The sequence below is a fragment of the Solibacillus sp. GQ1 genome (assembly GCF_059758555.1).
On sequence record NZ_JCAXEX010000006.1, the window covers coordinates 126121 to 147289 of the forward strand.

Here is a 21169-nt window from a genome sequence, read left to right on the forward strand (position 1 = left end):
CATCTGAAGCAATAGAAAAAGGACCCGCGGAATGCACGGGTCCTTTTTGTTTTATTCATCGTCAGGATCATTTGTTGTAAACATATATGTTCGGTAATGAAACTTCATACTATAGACAAGACCGATCGCTAAGGCATTCCCCATCATCGAACTACCTCCATAGCTAATGAAAGGTAACGGAATACCGGTAATTGGCAGTAATTGTATCGTCATGCCGATGTTTTCAAATACATGGAATGTAATCATGGCGATAATTCCTGCACATACATAAGTACAGAACGGATCTTTTAATAATAATGTCATTTTCGTTAAGTGATAGATTAACAGGAAGTATAGACAAATAACAGCGCTTGCGCCGATAAAACCCCATTCTTCGCCAATTACAGCAAAGATAAAGTCTGTATGGTTTTCCGCCACATATACTTCACGCGCCAGGAATCCTTTCCCGAAAACCTCACCGGAGCCAATCGCATTTAGAGAAGTAATTAAATGATAGCCGTCTGATGTTGCATACGAATAGGGATCAAGCCATGAGTAAATACGAGCGAATTGGTATGGCTGGAAACCAAATGTCTTTTCAAGGAAATCCTGCATATAAAGGGCCATCCATAATAACGATCCGCCTACAAGGAAAGCCCCGCCGAATAACGGTAAAATAATTTTCCAAGTTACACCTGCCACGATTACAAGTGCAGCAGTAATGGCGATAAATACTAAAGAAGATCCTAAATCGGGCTGGAGCATAATGAAGCCAAGCGGTACTGCCAAAGTTAAAGCAATTTTGCCGAGTAGCAATAAATCGGTTTTGACCGTTTTAATTTGGTAATTTTCATTGTGCTTACTGATTAAATAGGCAGCGGCCAAAATATAAAATGTTTTCATAAATTCGGCAGGCTGAATATTACCAATTGGTGTTTGGAACCAGCTTTTTGCCCCGTTTCTCTCAACTGTTATGCCAGTTGAAGTTGGAATAATGACAAGTGCGATTAATAACAAAATCCCAAAACCAAAAAGTGGCCATGCTAATTTTTTATATTGATCTGGGTCAAAGTACATGACAAATGCAACGATAAAGGCAAAGATTGCATAGTTTAAGACTTGTTTAGGTACGTAGTTTTGGCCGTATTGCCCAGATGTCTGGGCAGAAGCGATGGCAAGTAAACTTACTCCTAAAAATAAAATTAAGATTATTGTAAGCGGCCAGTCGAACCGTTTATTAAAATTATAATTGTTTGTATCCATTCGATTCACCTTAAATTATTAAATTTAACCCGTTAAAGGGCCAGAAGATACCAACAAATTGAAGGTTCTTAATATGGGCACAACATTTCCCGGTAAAAGAATTGCAGATATAGGAAAGTTTTCGCGGAAATTGCTGTAATGTTTTAAGCTTTATTTACTTTATCATATTCTTATAAAAATTACTTTAGTAAGACTAATTTAAAAGTTGGACGAAACAGGTGAGAAAATGTTTCAAATTTGAATGAGAAGTCATATAATAATCATATTATTCATATTAAAGGGGCGTGCAAAACGTGGCGAAGAAAATGAAATCTGCTGAAGATTTTATGCATCATTTATATATTCATATGAACGATGTCGAACATTTTGTTATTTATAGTGGTCTTACACTGAAGGAATTTATGGTTTCGGTCGAGCCCGTAAAAAATGTTCTGTTATTAAAGCACGCGTACGACAACGGCTCTTTTAATATGCATACACAATTCGATTTTGTAACAAATGAAGATATGCGCGATTTTCTCAAAAAGGAAAGCGACTTAAAGAAAGATTTATGCTGGGTAGATTTTACGACAGAGAAAAACATTAATACGTTAACTCCCCTTGAACAGGCAGAGCTCTTGTATTTAAGTCATAAGCGTGAACCGCTTGCATCGCCATTTTTCAACAAATTACAAAATCGCTTTGCTTATTACTCATCTGTAACTGACAAAATGACAAAAGTATATTATCGTTTTATAGGCGATTCTGAATTACTTGTTTCAAATCTATTTAATCGAATGATAAGAGATAAAGAAGGTGTTGGGAGCTTTTGGAGAAGAAAGAATAAAAACAACTCACCGACAATCGATCCTTCTACATTAAGACAATATCGGCCTTTTGTTAAGGAAGGTGCATTGCTTTCATTATATAAACTAGAAAAGCCAAATTCCCATTATGCAGTCGAAATCCGAGTGCTGAGTGATTATGATTATCCGGATGAAGTTTGGGATGATTTAGATGAAATATTAAAACAAGGCTATGATGAATTAATACAAATTAGTTGACACTCACAGCGAACAGGGCAGTGGGTGTTTTTTATCCGATTTCAGCGTTTAGTGTATTCGTGATAAAATAAGGTTAGTGAAAACTGGAGGTCAAAAAAATGAAAAAAAGAATTGGTTTATTATATGGTGGTAAGTCAGCCGAGCATGAAGTATCACTCTCAACTGCAAAGGCAGTAACACAAGCAATGGATTTTAATGAGTTTGACGTTTTCCCGATTTTTATAACATTAAAGGGTGAATGGCGTGTTGGACCTCAGTTAACAGAACCCGCTCAAACGATTGAACAATTGCAATTTACAATGGCATCAGACCAGTCTGAAAATAATATTACGCAATTTATTGCAAAACATATGGAAAGCCCATTTGATGTAATCTTCCCTTTACTGCATGGCACGAACGGTGAAGATGGTACTGTACAGGGCTTTTTGGAAGTGCTGAACATTCCTTATGTAGGTAACGGTGTGCTTGGTTCAGCGGCAGGCATGGATAAGGTAGTTATGAAGCAGTTGTTTGAAATGGCAAAATTGCCACAACTACCTTATGAATATTTTATTCGAAGTGAATGGGAACGGGAGAAAGAAGCTTGGATCAAAAGATGCGAACAGTCTTTAGGCTATCCGATGTTTGTTAAACCGGCTAACTTAGGATCAAGTGTAGGAATTAGCAAAGCGACGAATGCGCTGGAACTAGAAAAAGCTGTCCAATTTGCGCTGCAATATGACCGCAAAATTGTGATCGAACAAGGTGTAACGGCTCGAGAAATTGAGCTTGCTGTGTTAGGGAATGATACACCTAACGTTTCAGTAGCAGGTGAGATTAAGCCAATGACTGAGTTTTATGATTATGATTCAAAATATAAAGATGGCTCGACAGCATTAATTATTCCTGCACCATTGCAAAACGATGTTTATACAAACTTAGTAGATATGGCGAAAAGAGCGTTTAAAGCGATAGACGGAGCTGGATTAGTGCGCGCTGATTTCTTTGTAACTGAAAACAACGAGATCTTCATCAATGAAGTAAATACAATGCCCGGATTTACACCGGTAAGCATGTATCCTTTATTGTGGCAGCATACAGATGTAACGTATCCACAGCTTATTAAAGAGCTGATTGGTTTTGCGCTGGAACGTTATACAGAAAAACAACAGCTTCAATACAACAGAGATTGAGTGGGATAAAAAGTGAAAAAAAGTTTACAGCAAATTTCAGAATGGTTAACGATAGAAAATCAGTCATTTCCTGAAACGATTGTCACAGGTATTTCCATTGATACACGGACAATTGCTAAAGGGGATTTATTTATTCCTTTCCGTGGAGAAGCCGTAAATGGGCACCGTTTTGTTGAGCAGGCATTTGAAAAAGGCGCGGCAGCTTCTTTATGGATGATCGATGAGCCAAATCCCCCGGAACATTTGCCATTAATTTTCGTGGAAGACCCAGAGCTTGCACTTCAAAAAATGGCAGAGTGTTACCGTAATGAGCATCAAGCGACATTTATCGGGATTACCGGCTCAAACGGGAAAACGTCTTCAAAGGATATTTTGGCGGGAGCTCTTTCTCCATACTTTAAAGTACAAAAAACGATTGGGAACTTTAATAATCAGCTTGGTTTGCCAATTACGATTTTACAGCTTGATGAGGATACAGAAGTTTCCGTATTGGAAATGGGAATGAGCGGTTTCGGTGAAATTGAATTTTTAACGAAGCTTGCACGACCGCATTATGCCATTATTACGAATATTGGTGAAGCCCATATGCAAGATTTAGGATCACGGGAAGGGATTGCGAAGGCGAAGTTTGAAATTGTAAAAGGATTATCTGAGGAAGGAATTCTTTTCTATGATGGTGATGAACCGTTACTTCAAAACTTAGTTGCAAAAACACCGCAGTTAAAAACACAGCCATTTGGCTTTAGCCAAGCGCAGAGTTTAGCGGCTTCCAAAATAGAAGCGACAGCACAAGGAAGCAGTTTCCATGTAGATGGAGTAATCCAAGGGGAGTTCTTCATTTCGGTCTTAGGCGAGCACCAAGTGAAGAATACATTAAGTGCAATGCTGGTAAGTAAAGCATTAGGTTTGTCTGACGAACAAATCCGCGTAGCATTAAAGAAAGTAGTTTTAACTGATATGCGGATGCAGCTTGTTCCGGTAGGTGATTTATTATTTATTAACGATGCGTACAATGCTGCACCAACATCGATGCATGCAGCGATCCAATTTGTCGAGCAAACGACAATCCGCAATGAAAAGTGGCTTGTACTTGGTGATATGCTGGAGCTTGGAAACGATGAAAAGCAGATGCATGAAGGAATTGCCGCACATATTCATCCTGAAGAAATACGCTATGTTTGCTTGTATGGCCCGCGCATGAAGTGGCTCTATAATAAACTGCAAGAAACATTTGATGCTGAGCATTTACTGTATTCCGAAAATGAGTACGCACCGATTATCGAAAAAATTCAATCTCATGCAACAAACGAGTCCATCCTGTTAGTAAAAGGTTCTCGTGGAATGCAGTTGGAGAAAGTTATCCATTCTATCGAGCTAGCCTAGTGCTAGCTCGTTTTTTTTAGCGCAAAAACTTTTTTCGACTCTAAATGTCGCTTATTATAGATACTAACAGCTTAATGGAAGCAGGTGATTGGATGAAAATCGGCGTCCTATTTTTACATGGATTTTCAGGCGGACCGTATGAAGTAGAGCCTTTTGCGCATTATATAAAGCAACGAATAGATTGGGTCGTAAGCATTCCGACATTCTCCGGTCACGGTGATGCAGAGCATTTGGCAATGAAAGGCTATAAAGCGGAGCATTGGATGATGGAAGCGGAAATCGCATATCGGCAGTTGAAAAAGCAAGTCGATGAAGTCATAGTCGTCGGTTTTTCAATGGGTGGTGTCATTGCGATGTACTTATCTATACGTTACCCAGTAAAAAAGTTGGTACTCCTAAGTGCTGCAGCAAAGTATGTGAGTCCTACGCAGTTAGTAAAAGATGTTCGAGCAATTGCCCAAGATATGGTGCATAAAAAGTTGGAAGAAAACGAATTGTTTGCACGGTACAAATTTAAATTTAAAAATGTCCCGTTAACTGCAACGATTGAATTTATGAAGGTCGTTAAAAAAACGGAGCCTTATATAAAAAACATTCAGTGTCCTACCTTTATTGTACAAGGGGAGCTGGATGGAATTGTGCCAAGTGCAACCGCCCAGATTTTATTTGAACAAATTCAGTCGCAACAAAAGCAAATGTATATTTCAGATTGTGGAAAACATCATATTTGTTACAGTGATGATTGTGAGCAATGGTTTGATCAAGTGTATCAATTTTTATTGGAGTAATAAATATCTGACTATTTTGATACAAAGCAATATCATTGCATACCGTTACAACCCATGTTAGACTAATAAAAGCAATGGATACATTTTGTGCGAAGACTCTTCAGACTTATTGGTGAAGAGTGCTTTTTTTTGATAAACGGTTTTATTCTATTTTTTACAAATGTAACAACCAATTAGAAACGGTAGAATTGAACCGCTCGGCAATGACCGGGCTTTCCTTTTCATATAAGAGACTCTGCATATGAAGCAGAGAGAATTTTTAAGTAACGGAAACGTTCCACATACAATGGCTCGAAATTTGCCGCCATTTCATCTGAAAATGTAACCATTTGTCAACTTATACAGGAAAAAGGAGAATGAAGAGTTTGACAAATTTTTCAGAATTAAACATTAGTGAATCGACATTACGTTCTATTAAGCGTATGGGGTTTGAAGAAGCAACACCAATCCAAGAAGGAACAGTAACGTTTGCAATGGCTGGCCGTGACGTTTTAGGTCAAGCACAAACAGGTACTGGTAAAACAGCTGCATTTGGTATTCCTTTAATCGAGAAAATCGATCCAAAAAATCCAAATATCCAGGCTTTGGTAATTGCTCCGACTCGCGAATTAGCAATCCAAGTTTCAGAAGAACTTTATAAATTAGGTTATGATAAGCGCGTAAAATTATTATCAGTATACGGAGGTCAAGAAATTGGCCGTCAAATCCGCGCATTAAAAAACAAACCACAAATTATTGTGGGTACACCGGGTCGTATTCAAGACCATATTAACCGTCGTACATTACGTTTAGACGAAGTGCAAACTTTAGTTTTAGACGAAGCGGACGAAATGTTAAACATGGGCTTCATCGATGATATTAATGCGATTTTAGAAAACGTGCCATCAAACCGCCAAACATTACTATTCTCAGCGACAATGCCTCCAGCAATCCGTAAAATTGCAGAGACATTCATGAAAGATCCTGAAATCGTAAAAATTAAAGCGAAAGAATTAACAATGGAAAACATTGAACAGTTCTTTGTAAAAGCAACAGAGCGTGAAAAATTCGATGCTTTATCTCGTCTATTGGATTCACAAAAACCAGAATTAGCAATTATCTTCGGTCGTACGAAACGCCGTGTTGATGAGTTAAGCCAAGCTTTAGGTTTACGTGGCTTCTTAGCAGAAGGTATCCATGGTGATTTATCTCAAGCGAAACGTATTTCTGTTTTACGTCAGTTTAAAGAAGGTAAAATCGATATTTTAATCGCAACAGACGTTGCAGCTCGTGGATTAGATATTTCAGGTGTAACGCATGTTTACAACTTTGACATTCCACAAGATCCAGAATCATACGTTCACCGTATTGGTCGTACAGGCCGTGCAGGTAAATCTGGTGTTGCAGTAACTTTCGTAACACCTCGTGAAATGGGTTACTTACGTATCGTAGAAGAAACTACGAAAAAACGTATGACTCCTTTACGTCCACCTTCATCTGAAGAAGCATTAGTAGGCTTACAAGAAGATGCAATGCAATCATTGGTGGAATTAGTTCAAAATAATGATTTAGGTACTTACCGTGAGTTAGCAGCTAAGTTATTGGAAAATAATGAAGCGCTTGACTTAGTAGCAGCTGCTCTTAAATCAATTACTAAAGAACCTGATGCTACACCAGTATCATTATCTGAAGAACGTCCATTACCAATGCGTCGTGACCGTTCACAAGGTGGCGGAGGCCGCGGCCGTGGCGGTAATGACCGTAACCGTGGTGGTGGCAACCGTGGCGGTGGTGACCGTCGCGGAGGAGATCGTCGTCGTGAAGGTGGCGGAGGCGGAAGCCGTTCTGGTAGCGGAAGCCGTGATGGAGGTCGTCGTGAAGGCGGTGCTCGTCGTGAAGGCTCTCGTGATCGTCGTCCACGTCCACGTCGCGAAGACTAATACTATTTCAACACATCAACGATTTTCTCGTTGGTGTGTTTTTTTATGGGGAATTTTATATAAATATATTTTCCGGGAAATAAAATTTTTATAAATTATTTAACAAATTTACTAAATAACTATACTATGAGGGAAGGGGATTAGTTTAACATCCTAGTTAGAACAGAACGAAACATTTAAGCTGTTAATACGTATAGCATAGTATAGAGAAAGAGGTGTAGGGCTAGTGAGAGAACAACCAAAGTTTCAGTTACCAAAAAAAGCGCAAACAGTGTGGCGATTATATGGAATCATTCAAACTTTTATTATCGCACTTATAACAGGCGGCATCGTATTTTTAACAGTTCGATTTGATTGGCCACAGTGGATTATGTGGATTGCCATCGCGCTCGTATTGTTATCCATTGCATTTTCAGTTATCGTATTCCCGAGCATCCGTTGGGGAATTTGGCGTTATGAAGTACGAGAACAGGAAATTGAAATTCAAAGTGGCCTGTTTGTCGTAAAACGGACATTAATACCGATGGTACGTGTTCAACATGTTGATACAGAGCAGGGACCGATATTAAAAAAATACATGTTAGCGAATATATCGATTTCATCGGCGGCAACAGTACATACGATTCCTATGTTGAAAGTTGAAGATGCTGATGAATTGAGGACAAAAATCTCTGAACTTGCAAGGGTGGCGGAAGATGATGTCTAAAGAGAAATATAAACTTCATCCTGTAACGGCAATCATCAATGTTGTAAAAGCATTAAAAGATCTCCTTATCCCAATCATTATCATTGTGGCGGCGAACGGCTTTAATATTAATTTGGATTATCGAAGCGAAACATTTTTCAGCGAAATGATTCCACTCTTTATTTTAGTAATCGTTTTATCGGTAACGGTAGTGAGCAGTTTGATTAAGTGGTGGACATTTGTATATTGGTTTGAAGATAGTGAACTCCGTGTGGAATACGGTCTGTTTATAAAGAAAAAACGCTACATTCCATTTGATCGTATTCAAAACTTGAATTATAAAGAAGGTATTTTTCACCGGTTGTTCAAGCTTGTACAAGTACAAGTGGAAACGGCGGGAAGTAAAGATGGTAAACCGGAAGCGGAATTGACAGCAGTAACAAAAGCTGCGGCAGACGAAGTGGAAATTCAAATGAAAAAAGCGAAACAGAAACTGCCGATTGAAAGTGAACTAGGGCAAACGGTTGAAGATGAAAAACAAGAACCGGCATCAGTAGTTTTACACAAAATGAAAATCCCGGAGCTGTTACTGTTAGCGACGACTTCAAGCGGTGTGGGAGTAGTACTTGCCGGAGTTTTTGCTGTCCTTTCACAATTTGCGGAGTTTATCCCGTTTGATTTGATTTATGATGAATTGGCATTTTTAGTGGAATACGGTTTTATCGTGGTCATGATTTTAATCGCGCTTGCGCTAATACTGGCATGGGGAGTCTCTGTCGGCTTGACGTTTTTAAATTATTATAACTTTACGGTCAGCAAGCAACATGACCGGCTGATTATTACGCGAGGATTAATCGAAAAAAAGCGTGTGACAATTCCGTTAAACCGGGTGCAGGCAATTAAACTGGCGGAAAACCCTTTCCAGCAAATGCTTGGCTTAGCATCTGTTGCGGTAGAAAGTGCTGGTGGAGGATTTAGCGGAGAGAATGATAAGAAAATCATTTTATTTCCGTTAATTGCAAAAAAAGAATTGTTTGCACCTTTGGCAGAACTGTTTCCTGAATATGATTTTCAAATTACGCAACTTGTTCAGCCGCCAAAAAAAGCACAGCCTTTTTTCTACCGGATTGATTTTGTATGGCTAGTCCCGTTAATCGGCGCTATTTCGTACTTTTTCTATCCATATGGACTGTTGTCAATATTGCTAATCGTTCCAATCATTCTACTTGGAAGATGGCAATTTAAGACGACTGGGTATACGGTGAAAGATCAGCAAATTACGATTGTCTCGCGTCTTGTAAGCCGTGTGACATTTTATGCATTGAAAAAGCGTGTACAAATTACGCAAGGTAGTCAAACCTATTTCCAGAAGCGACGGGATATAGGGTCTGTTAAGATTGTAGTAATGTCAGGTATGCACGGGGCTTCAGCGACAGCGCGTCATATGGAGCAACAGGAAATCGAAAGCGTACTGTCTTGGTATGAACATTAAAAAACAGGGTCCGCGAAAATTTTTACTTTTCGCGAATCCTGTTTTTATTTTACCCGTCTAATGGGCTGTTTACGCCAGCGTCCCATATTTTTAGGGTTAAAGTAAACAACCCCTAAAATAAAGCCTGTAACCAAACCGCCTAAATGTGCAGCAATATTAATATTTGGTGTTAAAAATGTCATAATAATACTAATCACTATTAATGGCAATATTATTTGTCGTAACTGCGGGAATAAATGTCTTGTGTAATAAACAAGGGCCCCGAACGCCCCGAAAATTCCGTACAGTGCTCCACTTGCACCAACGCTTGCATAATAGGCATCTTGTGTTGCGTAAGTAGCAGCAACACCAAAAATTCCGGCTAAAAAGTAAATTGTTAAAAAGCGCATTTTGCCGGCGATTTTCTCAAGTTCCGGGCCAAATAAAAATAGAGAGAACATATTAAAAAGAACATGCATAAAACCTGCATGTAAAAACATGGACGTAATAATACGCCACCATTCACCGGCTGCAATGAGTCCATTGACGCTCATCCCGGCATAAAGCAAATCTTCGCCGAATCCCGGTAATAATGTTAGGACGAAAACAATTAAATTAATTGCTATAATTGACGATACGACCGGATATAACGTAATGTACTGTTTAAAATTTTCTCTACGAATAAACATGTTCCACCTCAATTATGTCGATACAAAATAAAACGTATTTTTATTCATTATACATTGGAGTAATGATTAAAAGAAAGGGAGAGCTATTAAATGATAAAAGGGATTGGTTTAGATTTAGTAGAATTGGACCGAATTGAAAAAATGATAGGCCGTTCAGCAAAATTTGCTCAACGAATTTTAACGGATAGGGAACTTGCCATTTTTAATACATTATCGGATATGCGCAAAGTTGAGTTTCTGGCAGGTCGCTTTGCTGCAAAGGAAGCCTATTCAAAAGCAAACGGCACAGGAATCGGTAAAGGCTGTGAACTCCACCAAATAGAAATTTTAAAAACGGAGCAAGGAAAACCTGAATTATACTTTGATGGTGAACGGGTGAACGGGTTTATTTCCATTACTCATACCCGGACAACAGCAGCTGCCCAAGTAATCTTAATGCAATAATACATACATGGACACCTTGGCTCATATAGTAATTTATCGAAATAGATAATCGAAAGGGTGAATCTTTGAAACTCCGACTGCTAGTAGTTGTCGTTTGTTGTCTCTTTTTGGCGGCGTGTGGAAAAGCTACAAAGGATGAAGTGATTGAGGATGTTAACAAGAAGTGGAATGACGCAAAAGGTTATGAATTAAGTGCTTCGATGGAAGTTCGGACAGGCGCAGAGCCACGTGTTTACGATGTAAAAGTTTGGCACACAAAACCGGATTTTTACCGAGTGGCAGTTAATCCAAAAGGTGAGTCAGAACAGCAGTTAATCGTTCGAAATGAAGAAGGTGTCTTTGTTGTCACGCCATCATTACGTAAAACGCATAAGTTCCAAAGTGAATGGCCAAAGCAAAACAGTCAGGCGTATATAATTGGTGCATTGGCTGATGATTTGGTGTCAGATTCAAAAGCGGTAATGACTGAAGATGATGCGAGCTATACTTTTGAAGTAGCAACACGAAATGTAGATCAAACAGCACTGCCGGTACAGCAAATTGTAATTGATAAGAAAACGATGCTTCCGACAAAAGTAAGTGTGATGGATGAATCTTTACAAGAACAAGTTGTGATTACATTTGCCGACATTAAATTAGGTGTGAAGCATACTGCGGAAGAATATGCAGTAGAGAAATTCACTGAAAAAGAAGAAAAGAAAGCCGCATCAGCAGAAGTCGCAGACACAGAATTTAGTGTATATTACCCTACAATTGACTGGGCACATACTAAGCTGACAGATGAGTTTGAAGTGCAGGAAGATGGAAACACACGGGTTATTTTGACATTCGAAGGGGAAAAGCCATTTACATTAATGCAGCAGCCGATCCAATCTGATGAAACAATATTACCTGTATCCGGGGACCCGGCGGATTTAGGGTATACAATAGGCGCTATTACTGACAACTCAATTCAATGGGACAAAGATGGCATGACCTTCTTTATCGCTTCCACGAAATTAACAAAAGATGAATTACTGGAAGTAGCTGCAAGTGTGCAGGAAAGTAGTATAAAATAAATTATAATTATGTCTTTCTAAACTTGTTTTTAACTTATATTTTATGGTTATATTTAAGAAGAGACATCTTGCGCATACTAGCGCAAGATGATTTCTTTCGTATACAGATTTAAAAATGGTTGACTGAAAATTACATATATAACAGTAAGTTTAAACTTATAAAAAGAGGGTAAAAATCGAAATGGATACTCCAATTTATTACAGACCAACAAAAGCAGTAATTGATCTGCAAGCAATCACACATAACATTACTTCATTGCGAAATTATATAGGACCGAATATCCAAGTTATTGCTGTCGTAAAAGCAAATGCATATGGTCATGGAGATGTGGAAGTTGCAAAAACGGCAATTGAGGCCGGTGCAACAATGCTTGCTGTCGCAACACCTGACGAAGCAGTACATATTAGAGAGAATTTTAAGGATATCGATATTTTAGTGTTAGGTGCTTCACCGCACGCTTTTATTCCGTATGCATCAGCAGAAAATATTATCCTTACTGCCTTTTCGACAGAATGGCTGAAAGAAGCACAGCAGTATACACCGCTGCTGAATCAGTTAAGACTTCATATTAAAGTTGATTCGGGTATGGGGCGTATCGGTGTATCTACTAAAGAAGAACTATTGGAATTATATACAATGATTAATTCTTCAGATGATTTTTTAGTGGATGGAATTTTTACGCATTTTGCTACTGCAGATGAAGAAGATTCAATGTACTTTGACAATCAAGCTACCCTATTCAAGGACTTTTTAGGCGCACTGCCACAAAAGCCTCGTCTTGTTCATGTTGCCAATACAGCTACCGCATTAGTAAAAGATCCTTCTTTGCGTTATGATGCGGTACGTTTCGGTATTTCCATGTACGGATTGCTGCCTTCAGGTTATGTAGGTACAAAATTGCCTTTTCCGATTAAGCCGGCATTTTCTCTACAGACAGAACTTGTACATATTAAAAAAATGAAAGCTGGTCAATCGGTAGGCTATGGTGCAACATATACAGCAGAAGAGGACTGCTATATCGGTACAGTACCGATTGGCTACGCAGATGGTATGATTCGTAAGCTTTCGGGCCAAGAAGTGCTTGTTGGAGGAAAAAGAGCGAAAATTGTCGGCAGAATTTGTATGGATCAAAGTATGATTTTACTTCCGGAAGCATATAATATTGGGGAAGAAGTTGTACTGATAGGCTGCCAACAGCAAGAGGAAATCACAATAGATGATTGGGCTCATAAACTCCAAACAATCAATTACGAAGTGCCATGTGTAATAACGGCCAGAGTTCCTAGGGTATATAAATAAATCGATGTAATATTACTGTAAATAACTTCAAATATACAAAACAAGTGTGTCCATATTTATTCCTTTATTGCGAGAATTGTCAGTTTTTTAATTTTCCTGTCTTTTCATTGTAGTCAATCAATGATAGAATGAATGGGAAATGGGATGTTCGGTGGAGGTGCTTGTTTTGTACGCGAAGGAATTAGCAGAAGTAGAAGAAGTAGTAATTGACATACCAAATGAGCTAGTAACGCAATTCGAAAGAACGTTTGGGCGTAATACTGAGAATGGTTATATGATGGCGTATTTGGCGACTCAAAATTATACAAAGCATATGCAACCAAATCAAATACGGGAAGCTTTAATAAAGGGCTATGTGGAAATGTCGCAAATTAATCTGACAATTTGCAGTGAGTGCTTGCATGCAGAGTATGAAGCGGAACATATGGTGGAGCGTCTCGTAAGCGGGGGATGACAATTTGATTGTAAAACGTGGAGACGTTTTTTTTGCTGACCTATCACCGGTGGTAGGGTCAGAACAGGGCGGGACTAGACCCGTTCTTATTATTCAAAATGATATTGGAAATCGCTTTAGTCCAACTGTCATAATAGCTGCAATAACTGCGCAAATTCAAAAAGCAAAGTTGCCTACACATGTTGAAATCGATGCAAAAAAGTATGGTTTTGAGCGTGATTCGGTAATTTTGCTTGAACAATTGCGTACAATTGATAAATCACGATTAACAGATCGTATTACTCAGCTAGATGCAAAACTAATGCAAGAAGTAGATATTGCTCTAAATATTAGTTTAGGACTCGTAAAATTTTAATACATAAAAAAACATCGAAACAACCGTTTCGGTGTTTTTTATTATTATGAATCAAAGTCCCCTGTAAATTTTAGGTGAATAGTAAACTGTAATCATGCAAAATTATAATATTTTACTTAAAATTATAAATATAGCAAAAATATGGCTGAAAACTTATATCCAACTAAACTACAAGGATAACATATGGTATAATATATAAATTAATAATTCAAAAAACTGATACTGTACGTTAACTCCATAGAAAGAAAAAGTAGGAAATTGGGGGCACTATGATGAATACGAAATCTACCGTAGAGATTGTGACAGAATGGGATATTGTAGCTGCACGCCAACTTGGACGTAACGAGGCGAAAGCAATTGGCTTTGGCGCGGTAGATCAAGCTCGAATTACGACGGCGATAAGTGAACTGGCTCGAAATATATATTTATATGCCCGTGCCGGGGAAGTGACAATAGAGCGTATTAGTAATGAAGAGAAAGTTGGCCTTCGCATAATAGCGGCAGATAAAGGACCGGGAATAAGCAATTTGAAAAAAGTGATGGAAGACGGCTATTCAACTTCTGGCGGCCTTGGAGCGGGCTTGCCGGGAGTCAGAAGACTAATGGATACAATGGACATCCAATCCACAGTAGGAAGTGGGACGACGATAGTTATCGAAAAATGGGTAAAGTAGGATGTGGTAAAATTTGAGAGAGCTGCAAACACAATATCAAAAAATCTTATCTGATTTTTTGGCAAACCAAACTGAGCGAAATTTATATATAGGACAAAACTTTATTCGACAGTTAATTCAAAAAAAAGTAGCTCCAGAAGAAGTCATCAATATCCACAAGTATGCGATAGAGCAAATTTATCCAGATCTACCAGAAGATATTTCGCATAGCTATGATTTTTTAATTGAGATTATGGTACACTTTGGTTTAACTTTAAAGGAGCATCAAAGTTTACTGGAACAGCAAGAAGAACTGCGTATGGAGATGAATGTCGCTACAAAGATCCAGAATATGATTCTCAGAACAACAGTACCTAGGCTTGATCAGATTGATATTGGGATGCTATCTGTACCAATCCGCAAAATGAATGGTGATTATGTTCACTTCTTAAACAACAATGATTCAGTTGTCAGTGTAGCTGTGACAGATGTTGTTGGAAAAGGTGTGCCAGCAGCCCTATGTATGTCTATGGTCAAATATGGGCTTGATACACTTGAGTACGCAACGAAAGATCCATCTTACATTTTAGAAGTGTTAAATCGTATTATCGAAAAAAGTGTTGATGATAGTATGTTTGTCTCGATGTTTTACGGGACATACAATATTGAAGAAAGCAAATTTACATATGGGTCGGCTGGGCATGAGCCTGCTATATATTATAATGCTCGTAAAAAAACTTTCTTTGATTTGGAATCGAAAGGTTTACTATTAGGTGTTATGCCGGAAGTGACATACCCGCAGTACGACATCTGTTTGGAAGAAAGTGATTTTATCATTATGATTACAGATGGTGTAACGGATTTTCGTAAGCAAGGAGAGTTGGATCCTCGGGATGTGATTAAGAATTTGGCATTAAGTTGTAGCCATCTTTCGGCGCAGGAAATGTGTGAGGAAATGTACGCCTATTTGAAAAACATGTCTGATTTTGAATTAGAAGATGATTTTACGGTTGTTATTTTTAAAAAATAAAAAAATTTATGTTTGAGCTCCCGCGGATTCGGGAAAAGTAATTAGGCTTATAATGGAGGTGTCTAATAATGAATGTTAATGTTCAATTTAGAGAAGATGGAAACGTATTAAAAGGTTATATCGAGGGTGAAATCGATACGTACACAGCCCCGATTTTACGTGAAGAGCTAGAGACTGTTCAAATTGTAGAAGGCCGAGAAATCGAATTGGATTTATCAAAAGTAAATTATATGGACAGTACGGGTTTAGGAATATTTGTAGCATTTTATAAAAAAGTTACGAAGGAAAATGCATCATTAAAATTAGTGAATTTATCAAATCGTTTAGTAAGATTGTTTGAAATTACAGGATTAAGTGAATTAATGAGTATTGAGATTGATGAGGAATTGGAGTTGAAATGATGAGAGCATTTGACTATATTGAAATTCGAGTGCCTGCCAAATCGCAATATGTAAGTGTTATACGGCTAACAATTTCAGGATTAGCGATGCGAGTTGGGTTTACTTATGATGAAATTGAAGACTTAAAAATAGCTACAAGTGAAGCGGTGACAAATGTTGTTCACCATGCTTATAAAGCAAACGAGGAAGGCGAAGTTGTAATCGGTTGTGCATTATTTGAAGACAAGATTGAAATAATGGTCGCAGATTACGGTGTAAGCTTTAACTTTGAAGAGATCAAATCAAAAGTTGGTCCATATCATGAAAATGAAAACGTAGCATTATTACGTGAAGGTGGATTAGGGATTTATTTAATGGAGACTTTAATGGATGAAGTGAAATTAAATAACGAAGGTGGCGTCACTGTTTTCATGACAAAGTATGTCTCGAGAGAGCAGGTGAAAGGGAATGTCGAAAGAATCACTACCTAAGAATACATCAAAAGAAGAAGTGCTAAATTGGATTGCAGAATATCAGGCGAGCGGCTGTGAAGATTCACAAACAAATCTTGTGCTCCATTACCAGCAATTAGTCGAGTCGATTGCACGCAAATATTCACATGGTAAATCTTATTATGATGATATTGTACAAGTAGGGATGCTTGGCTTATTAGGTGCGATCCGACGATTTGACCCTTCTTTTGGCAGAAGCTTTGAGGCGTTTGCTGTTCCGACAATCGTCGGAGAAATAAAACGCTTTTTACGTGATAAAACTTGGGACGTGCATGTTCCAAGACGTATTAAAGAATTAGGACCTAGAATCAAGGCGGCTGTCGAAGCATTAACGACATCGCTACAACGTTCCCCATCCATTACCGAAATTGCAACATATTTAGAAGTACAGGATGAGGACGTACTGGAAGCGATGGAGATGGGTCGAAGCTATCAGGCATTGTCGATGGACCATTCGATCGAATCGGATTCTGATGGTAGTACGGTAACGTTATTTGATGTAGTCGGTCGAGAAGACACAGGCTATGAAGTAACAAACCGCCGCATGATTGTAGCAGATGCGATGAATGTATTAAATGAACGTGAGCGACAGATTATCCAATTAACTTATTTGGAACAGCTTAGTCAAAAGGAAGCCGGAGAAAGACTCGGTATATCCCAAATGCACGTTTCGCGAATTCAACGTAAAGCAATTAAAAAATTACAAGACGCCATTACAGCAAGTGGCGGCGTCTCATTATAAAGTTTAAGAGTCTACTAGCATAAATTAGTAGGCTCTTTTTTCATGCATAAATTCGAAGCTTTTTTGGGAAACAATACAAATGGAATGGTACACTAAAAGAAAGTTCGAAATTTAAAGGAGTGGCATGATGGATCAACAAAAAATGTTACAAATAATCGCGAAAGACGCGAAAGTGGAACCAAAGCAAGCTCAAGCGGTTATTGGACTACTGGAAGAAGGTAACACAGTACCTTTTATCGCACGTTACCGAAAAGAAATGACAGGTTCACTTGATGAAGTACAAATAAAGGCAGTGGAAGACCGCTACCATTACATACAACAACTCGAAACACGAAAGGAAGAAGTGCTGCGTTTAATTGATGAGCAAGGTAAATTAACGGAAGAACTACAAACAGCTATCCAAGCATCAACGGTTCTTCAACGCATAGAAGACTTGTACCGACCATTTAAACAAAAGCGCCGTACAAAAGCAACGATTGCCAAAGAACGGGGTTTGGAACCGTTAGCTGAAGAACTGTTAAAGCTTAAAAAGCGTACGTTGGAAGAAATGGCGTCGCCTTATATAAACGAAGAACAAGGTGTTACTGGAATAGAAGATGCATTGGCTGGCGCACGAGATATTTTAGCGGAACGATTTGCCGATGATGCTGCAATTCGTGAAAAGCTGCGTACCTTATCTTGGCGTGAAGGGAAGCTTGTAACAACGGTAAAAAATGCGGAAAAAGATGAAAAACAAGTATTTGAAATGTATTATTCATATGAAGAACCCGTTCATCGAATTGCACCCCACAGAATACTGGCGGTAAACCGCGGTGAAAAAGAAGAAGTGATACGTGCAGCAATTGAAGTTCCAATCGATAAAGCGACAACATTAATGGAAAATTATTTTATTCCAAGAAATTTTGTTGGCCCTTCTGTAAATGAAGTGAAAATGGCAGTTGCGGATAGCTATAAACGGTTAATTAAACCGTCTATTGAAAATGAGCTTCGAGCAGAACTCTCATCAAAAGCAGAAACACAAGCGATTCATATTTTCTCGGAAAATCTACGGAACTTATTATTACAGCCGCCAATGCGCGGTAAAATGGTTCTTGGTGTTGACCCTGCGTATAGAACAGGCTGCAAATTAGCGGTAGTCGATGAAATGGGCAAGATGATTGAAGTTGGCGTTATATATCCCCACACTACGTCGGATCCGTCAAAAGCAAAAGCAACTGTGAAGGCATTATTAAAGAAATATCCGATTAGTATTATTGCGATTGGAAACGGGACAGCCTCCCGTGAAACAGAGCAGTTTATTGCGGAACTGCTGAAAGAAGTAGACGGAAACATTGCATATGTAATTGTCAACGAGGCAGGGGCCTCCGTATATTCTGCTTCAGAAGTTGCGCGAGCGGAGTTTCCGGATTTACAGGTAGAACAACGAAGTGCTGTATCAATTGCCCGTCGTATACAAGACCCGTTATCCGAGCTAGTGAAAATTGATCCGAAAGCAGTCGGTGTAGGGCAATATCAGCATGATGTTTCACAAAAGCAACTCGCGGAATCACTAACGTTTATTGTAGAAACAGCGGTAAACCAAGTTGGGGTAGATGTAAATACAGCTTCGGCCTCCCTTTTACAATATGTATCTGGACTTTCAAAAACGGTTGCGGAAAATATTGTGGCAATGCGTAGTGAAAACGGCCAATTTACATCACGGGCACAACTGAAAAAAATCCCGCGATTAGGTGCTAAAACTTACGAGCAGGCTGTCGGTTTCTTGCGTATTGCAGATGCCAAAAATCGGTTAGATGCTACAGGAATCCATCCGGAAAGCTATAAATTAGCCGAAGCAGTATTGGAGGCAGCAGGGTTAACGAAAAAGGATGTCGGAACGGCAAAAGCCGAAGAAGCGATTAGCAAGTTAAATTTAGCAACACTAGGTGAGTCATTAGAAGTAGGGGAAGTTACGTTGAAAGACATTGTCGATACATTAATGAAACCCACCCGTGACCCTCGTGATGCTTTCCCACAACCGTTATTGAAAACAGATGTACTTCAAATGGATGACTTGCAAGTTGGAATGGAACTGCAAGGGACAGTTCGAAATGTCGTTGATTTTGGGGCATTTGTCGATATCGGAGTAAAGCAGGATGGACTTGTCCATATTTCCAAATTGCAAAAAGGTCGTGTTAAACATCCATTAGATGTTGTTTCCTTAGGGGATATCGTGACGGTTTGGGTAGAAAAAGTAGAAGCAAATAAAGGTCGTATTTCTTTAACGATGTTAACTCCTGAAAATCAACTTAGCGTGTAAAGAGCAAGATTTTCAATTATAATAAAAAGCGCATAGCTGTATATGCGCTTTTTATTAATTTAAGGGGGTTGGCATATGACGGACGAACAGGCACAAAAATTAGTTGAACAGTTATCAAACGACTTTTTTAATCGACCGTTTATTCATAAGGCTTATTTTAATAGTCGCTTGAAAACGACGGGCGGTCGGTATATGTTAAATAGCCACAATATCGAACTTAATAAAAAACTATATGATCATTTCGGTATAGAGGAGTTAAAGGGTATTATTTTACATGAACTTTGCCATTATCATCTACATATTTTAGGGATGGGTTATAGGCATGGTGATGCGGATTTTCGGAATCTATTGAAAAAAGTAGGCGCGCCACGTTTTTGTTCTACAATGGAACAGCCAAAAGAAAAGCCGAAGCAAAAGACAATACATATATATAGCTGTACGAATTGCGGACAAATATATAAAAGAAAAAGAAAAATGGATGTAAAAAAATATTGCTGCAGCATGTGCAAAGGGAAAATTAAATTTCTCCACAGTGAAAAATATTTTTAGAAATGATGTTTAAAAATAAGTGAATAATGGTATACAGTATTTATGTTGTTTTTTAAGAAAACGAATTTTTTACCCTATATATAGGAAGAGATTTTTTCTTTATTTTTTTAAAAGAAAAGTGTTGACGAAACGGAAATCGCTCTCTATAATAGTAAAAGTCGACAAGATGATGTCGCAACGAAGTAATTATTCCGAAGTAGCTCAGTTGGTAGAGCATCCGGCTGTTAACCGGCAGGTCGCAGGTTCGAGTCCTGCCTTCGGAGCCAATATTGGCCCGTTGGTCAAGTGGTTAAGACACCGCCCTTTCACGGCGGTAACACGGGTTCGAATCCCGTACGGGTCACCACTTATATTTTAATAATGAAGATTTACTAATGGTCCCGTGGTGTAGCGGTTAACATGCCTGCCTGTCACGCAGGAGATCGCCGGTTCGATCCCGGTCGGGACCGCCATTTTTTGGGGTATAGCCAAGCGGTAAGGCAACGGATTTTGATTCCGTCATGCCCTGGTTCGAATCCAGGTACCCCAGCCATTTAGAGCCATTAGCTCAGTTGGTAGAGCATCTGACTTTTAATCAGAGGGTCGAAGGTTCGAGTCCTTCATGGCTCACCAGTTTTCATATTGACAAATTATTTCAGAGATGTATAATAATTATTGTCGGATGAAGCGGTCGTGGCGGAATGGCAGACGCGCTAGGTTGAGGGCCTAGTGGGGGCAACCCCGTGGAGGTTCAAGTCCTCTCGGCCGCACCAAAAATTCCCGGCGCCCGTAGCTCAATTGGATAGAGCGTCTGACTACGGATCAGAAGGTTATGGGTTCGACTCCTGTCGGGCGCGCCATAATTTACTATAATATAATGCGGGTGTAGTTTAGTGGTAAAACCTCAGCCTTCCAAGCTGATGTTGTCGGTTCGATTCCGATCACCCGCTCCAGTTTTTATTTAAAAAAACTGTTGACATCTAAAAGAAGATGTTATAAGATATAAAAGTTGTCACTTAAGG

At 38.9% G+C, this 21169-nt stretch carries 21 protein-coding genes and 8 tRNA genes; 27 read left to right on the plus strand and 2 right to left on the minus strand.

Annotated features, from left to right (window positions below; translation table 11 throughout):
- Nucleotides 1-51: 51 nt before the first annotated feature.
- Nucleotides 52-1242 (minus strand): FtsW/RodA/SpoVE family cell cycle protein, encoded by a 1191-nt coding sequence (locus tag AC6CH1_RS17865; RefSeq protein WP_251691291.1) that lies wholly within the window; start codon nucleotides 1240-1242, stop codon nucleotides 52-54.
- Between the two features lie 293 nt (nucleotides 1243-1535).
- Here AC6CH1_RS17865 and AC6CH1_RS17870 point away from each other — a divergent pair, with 293 nt between their 5' ends.
- The 7 genes from AC6CH1_RS17870 to AC6CH1_RS17900 all read left to right on the plus strand — a co-directional run bounded on the left by AC6CH1_RS17870 (nucleotide 1536) and on the right by AC6CH1_RS17900 (nucleotide 9724).
- Entirely contained in the window at nucleotides 1536-2285 is a 750-nt protein-coding gene (locus tag AC6CH1_RS17870; protein WP_251691293.1) for a hypothetical protein, read from the plus strand.
- Nucleotides 2286-2383: 98 nt separating this feature from the next.
- Complete coding sequence (locus tag AC6CH1_RS17875) at nucleotides 2384-3457, plus strand: D-alanine--D-alanine ligase (RefSeq protein ID WP_498318704.1); 1074 nt, start codon at nucleotides 2384-2386, stop codon at nucleotides 3455-3457.
- A 12-nt stretch (nucleotides 3458-3469) separates the two neighbouring features.
- Nucleotides 3470-4840 carry a UDP-N-acetylmuramoyl-tripeptide--D-alanyl-D-alanine ligase gene (locus AC6CH1_RS17880; RefSeq protein WP_498318706.1) on the plus strand — a complete coding sequence of 457 codons (1371 nt, stop codon included), beginning with the start codon at nucleotides 3470-3472 and terminating at the stop codon, nucleotides 4838-4840.
- 92 nt (nucleotides 4841-4932) lie between these two features.
- The gene (locus AC6CH1_RS17885) at nucleotides 4933-5628 is read left to right on the plus strand and encodes an alpha/beta hydrolase (protein WP_251691299.1); all 696 of its coding nucleotides are present in this window, start codon (nucleotides 4933-4935) and stop codon (nucleotides 5626-5628) included.
- 365 nt (nucleotides 5629-5993) lie between these two features.
- A complete protein-coding gene (gene cshA / locus AC6CH1_RS17890) occupies nucleotides 5994-7547 on the plus strand; it encodes a degradosome RNA helicase CshA (protein ID WP_251691300.1) in 1554 nt (517 codons plus the stop codon).
- Nucleotides 7548-7773: 226 nt separating this feature from the next.
- Nucleotides 7774-8253, plus strand: a complete 480-nt coding sequence (locus AC6CH1_RS17895; RefSeq protein WP_251691302.1) for a PH domain-containing protein — start codon at nucleotides 7774-7776, stop codon at nucleotides 8251-8253.
- Entirely contained in the window at nucleotides 8246-9724 is a 1479-nt protein-coding gene (locus AC6CH1_RS17900) for a PH domain-containing protein (protein ID WP_498318708.1), read from the plus strand. Before AC6CH1_RS17895 ends, AC6CH1_RS17900 begins: the two co-directional genes overlap by 8 nt.
- 44 nt (nucleotides 9725-9768) lie before the next feature.
- On the opposite strand, the gene AC6CH1_RS17905 is transcribed toward AC6CH1_RS17900, so the two are convergent.
- The gene (locus AC6CH1_RS17905) at nucleotides 9769-10392 is read right to left on the minus strand and encodes a rhomboid family intramembrane serine protease (RefSeq protein ID WP_251691306.1); all 624 of its coding nucleotides are present in this window, start codon (nucleotides 10390-10392) and stop codon (nucleotides 9769-9771) included.
- 90 nt (nucleotides 10393-10482) lie between these two features.
- Between AC6CH1_RS17905 and acpS the strand changes: the two genes are divergently transcribed.
- The 20 genes from acpS (at nucleotide 10483) to AC6CH1_RS18005 (ending at nucleotide 21100) form a co-directional block, all read left to right on the plus strand.
- The gene (gene acpS / locus AC6CH1_RS17910; RefSeq protein ID WP_251691308.1) at nucleotides 10483-10836 is read left to right on the plus strand and encodes a holo-ACP synthase; all 354 of its coding nucleotides are present in this window, start codon (nucleotides 10483-10485) and stop codon (nucleotides 10834-10836) included.
- 65 nt (nucleotides 10837-10901) lie between these two features.
- Nucleotides 10902-11894 (plus strand): LolA family protein, encoded by a 993-nt coding sequence (locus AC6CH1_RS17915; protein WP_251691310.1) that lies wholly within the window; start codon nucleotides 10902-10904, stop codon nucleotides 11892-11894.
- A gap of 181 nt (nucleotides 11895-12075) precedes the next feature.
- Nucleotides 12076-13194: an alanine racemase gene (gene alr / locus AC6CH1_RS17920; RefSeq protein ID WP_498318711.1), complete on the plus strand. Its 1119-nt coding sequence runs from the start codon at nucleotides 12076-12078 to the stop codon at nucleotides 13192-13194.
- 166 nt (nucleotides 13195-13360) lie between these two features.
- Nucleotides 13361-13648 (plus strand): transcriptional regulator, encoded by a 288-nt coding sequence (locus tag AC6CH1_RS17925; RefSeq protein WP_251691314.1) that lies wholly within the window; start codon nucleotides 13361-13363, stop codon nucleotides 13646-13648.
- Between the two features lie 4 nt (nucleotides 13649-13652).
- A complete protein-coding gene (locus tag AC6CH1_RS17930; protein ID WP_008405778.1) occupies nucleotides 13653-14003 on the plus strand; it encodes a type II toxin-antitoxin system PemK/MazF family toxin in 351 nt (116 codons plus the stop codon).
- A gap of 272 nt (nucleotides 14004-14275) precedes the next feature.
- The gene (locus tag AC6CH1_RS17935) at nucleotides 14276-14677 is read left to right on the plus strand and encodes an anti-sigma regulatory factor (RefSeq protein ID WP_251691316.1); all 402 of its coding nucleotides are present in this window, start codon (nucleotides 14276-14278) and stop codon (nucleotides 14675-14677) included.
- 13 nt (nucleotides 14678-14690) lie between these two features.
- The gene (locus AC6CH1_RS17940) at nucleotides 14691-15686 is read left to right on the plus strand and encodes a PP2C family protein-serine/threonine phosphatase (RefSeq protein WP_498318713.1); all 996 of its coding nucleotides are present in this window, start codon (nucleotides 14691-14693) and stop codon (nucleotides 15684-15686) included.
- A gap of 68 nt (nucleotides 15687-15754) precedes the next feature.
- Nucleotides 15755-16087: an STAS domain-containing protein gene (locus AC6CH1_RS17945; protein WP_251691320.1), complete on the plus strand. Its 333-nt coding sequence runs from the start codon at nucleotides 15755-15757 to the stop codon at nucleotides 16085-16087.
- On the plus strand, nucleotides 16087-16557 hold the full coding sequence (rsbW, locus tag AC6CH1_RS17950) for an anti-sigma B factor RsbW (RefSeq protein WP_014822539.1): 471 nt from the start codon (nucleotides 16087-16089) through the stop codon (nucleotides 16555-16557). Before AC6CH1_RS17945 ends, rsbW begins: the two co-directional genes overlap by 1 nt.
- Entirely contained in the window at nucleotides 16535-17320 is a 786-nt protein-coding gene (gene sigB / locus AC6CH1_RS17955; RefSeq protein WP_079523292.1) for an RNA polymerase sigma factor SigB, read from the plus strand. Before rsbW ends, sigB begins: the two co-directional genes overlap by 23 nt.
- A gap of 127 nt (nucleotides 17321-17447) precedes the next feature.
- Nucleotides 17448-19619 (plus strand): Tex family protein, encoded by a 2172-nt coding sequence (locus tag AC6CH1_RS17960; RefSeq protein WP_498318714.1) that lies wholly within the window; start codon nucleotides 17448-17450, stop codon nucleotides 19617-19619.
- A 75-nt stretch (nucleotides 19620-19694) separates the two neighbouring features.
- Nucleotides 19695-20168 carry a SprT family protein gene (locus tag AC6CH1_RS17965; RefSeq protein WP_251691324.1) on the plus strand — a complete coding sequence of 158 codons (474 nt, stop codon included), beginning with the start codon at nucleotides 19695-19697 and terminating at the stop codon, nucleotides 20166-20168.
- 190 nt (nucleotides 20169-20358) lie between these two features.
- A tRNA-Asn gene (locus AC6CH1_RS17970) sits at nucleotides 20359-20434 on the plus strand.
- Nucleotides 20435-20439: 5 nt separating this feature from the next.
- Nucleotides 20440-20514, plus strand: a tRNA-Glu gene (locus AC6CH1_RS17975).
- 30 nt (nucleotides 20515-20544) lie between these two features.
- A tRNA-Asp gene (locus AC6CH1_RS17980) sits at nucleotides 20545-20620 on the plus strand.
- Between the two features lie 5 nt (nucleotides 20621-20625).
- A tRNA-Gln gene (locus tag AC6CH1_RS17985) sits at nucleotides 20626-20700 on the plus strand.
- A 4-nt stretch (nucleotides 20701-20704) separates the two neighbouring features.
- A tRNA-Lys gene (locus tag AC6CH1_RS17990) sits at nucleotides 20705-20780 on the plus strand.
- A gap of 54 nt (nucleotides 20781-20834) precedes the next feature.
- Nucleotides 20835-20920, plus strand: a tRNA-Leu gene (locus AC6CH1_RS17995).
- Between the two features lie 10 nt (nucleotides 20921-20930).
- Nucleotides 20931-21007: transfer RNA gene (locus AC6CH1_RS18000), tRNA-Arg, on the plus strand.
- A 19-nt stretch (nucleotides 21008-21026) separates the two neighbouring features.
- Nucleotides 21027-21100 (plus strand) — tRNA-Gly (locus AC6CH1_RS18005).
- Nucleotides 21101-21169 lie beyond the last annotated feature (69 nt).

Excerpts from the sequence above, each read along its gene's own strand:
- AC6CH1_RS17965 (WP_251691324.1), top strand. The coding sequence starts at position 19,695 with ATGACGGACGAACAGGCACAAAAATTAGTTGAACAGTTATCAAACGAC.
- AC6CH1_RS17960 (WP_498318714.1), top strand. The coding sequence starts at position 17,448 with ATGGATCAACAAAAAATGTTACAAATAATCGCGAAAGACGCGAAAGTG.
- acpS (WP_251691308.1), top strand. The coding sequence starts at position 10,483 with ATGATAAAAGGGATTGGTTTAGATTTAGTAGAATTGGACCGAATTGAA.
- AC6CH1_RS17945 (WP_251691320.1), top strand. The coding sequence starts at position 15,755 with ATGAATGTTAATGTTCAATTTAGAGAAGATGGAAACGTATTAAAAGGT.
- AC6CH1_RS17935 (WP_251691316.1), top strand. The coding sequence starts at position 14,276 with ATGAATACGAAATCTACCGTAGAGATTGTGACAGAATGGGATATTGTA.
- AC6CH1_RS17875 (WP_498318704.1), top strand. The coding sequence starts at position 2,384 with ATGAAAAAAAGAATTGGTTTATTATATGGTGGTAAGTCAGCCGAGCAT.
- AC6CH1_RS17900 (WP_498318708.1), top strand. The coding sequence starts at position 8,246 with ATGTCTAAAGAGAAATATAAACTTCATCCTGTAACGGCAATCATCAAT.
- AC6CH1_RS17885 (WP_251691299.1), top strand. The coding sequence starts at position 4,933 with ATGAAAATCGGCGTCCTATTTTTACATGGATTTTCAGGCGGACCGTAT.
- AC6CH1_RS17905 (WP_251691306.1), bottom strand. The coding sequence starts at position 10,392 with ATGTTTATTCGTAGAGAAAATTTTAAACAGTACATTACGTTATATCCG.
- sigB (WP_079523292.1), top strand. The coding sequence starts at position 16,535 with ATGTCGAAAGAATCACTACCTAAGAATACATCAAAAGAAGAAGTGCTA.
- AC6CH1_RS17865 (WP_251691291.1), bottom strand. The coding sequence starts at position 1,242 with ATGGATACAAACAATTATAATTTTAATAAACGGTTCGACTGGCCGCTT.
- alr (WP_498318711.1), top strand. The coding sequence starts at position 12,076 with ATGGATACTCCAATTTATTACAGACCAACAAAAGCAGTAATTGATCTG.
- rsbW (WP_014822539.1), top strand. The coding sequence starts at position 16,087 with ATGAGAGCATTTGACTATATTGAAATTCGAGTGCCTGCCAAATCGCAA.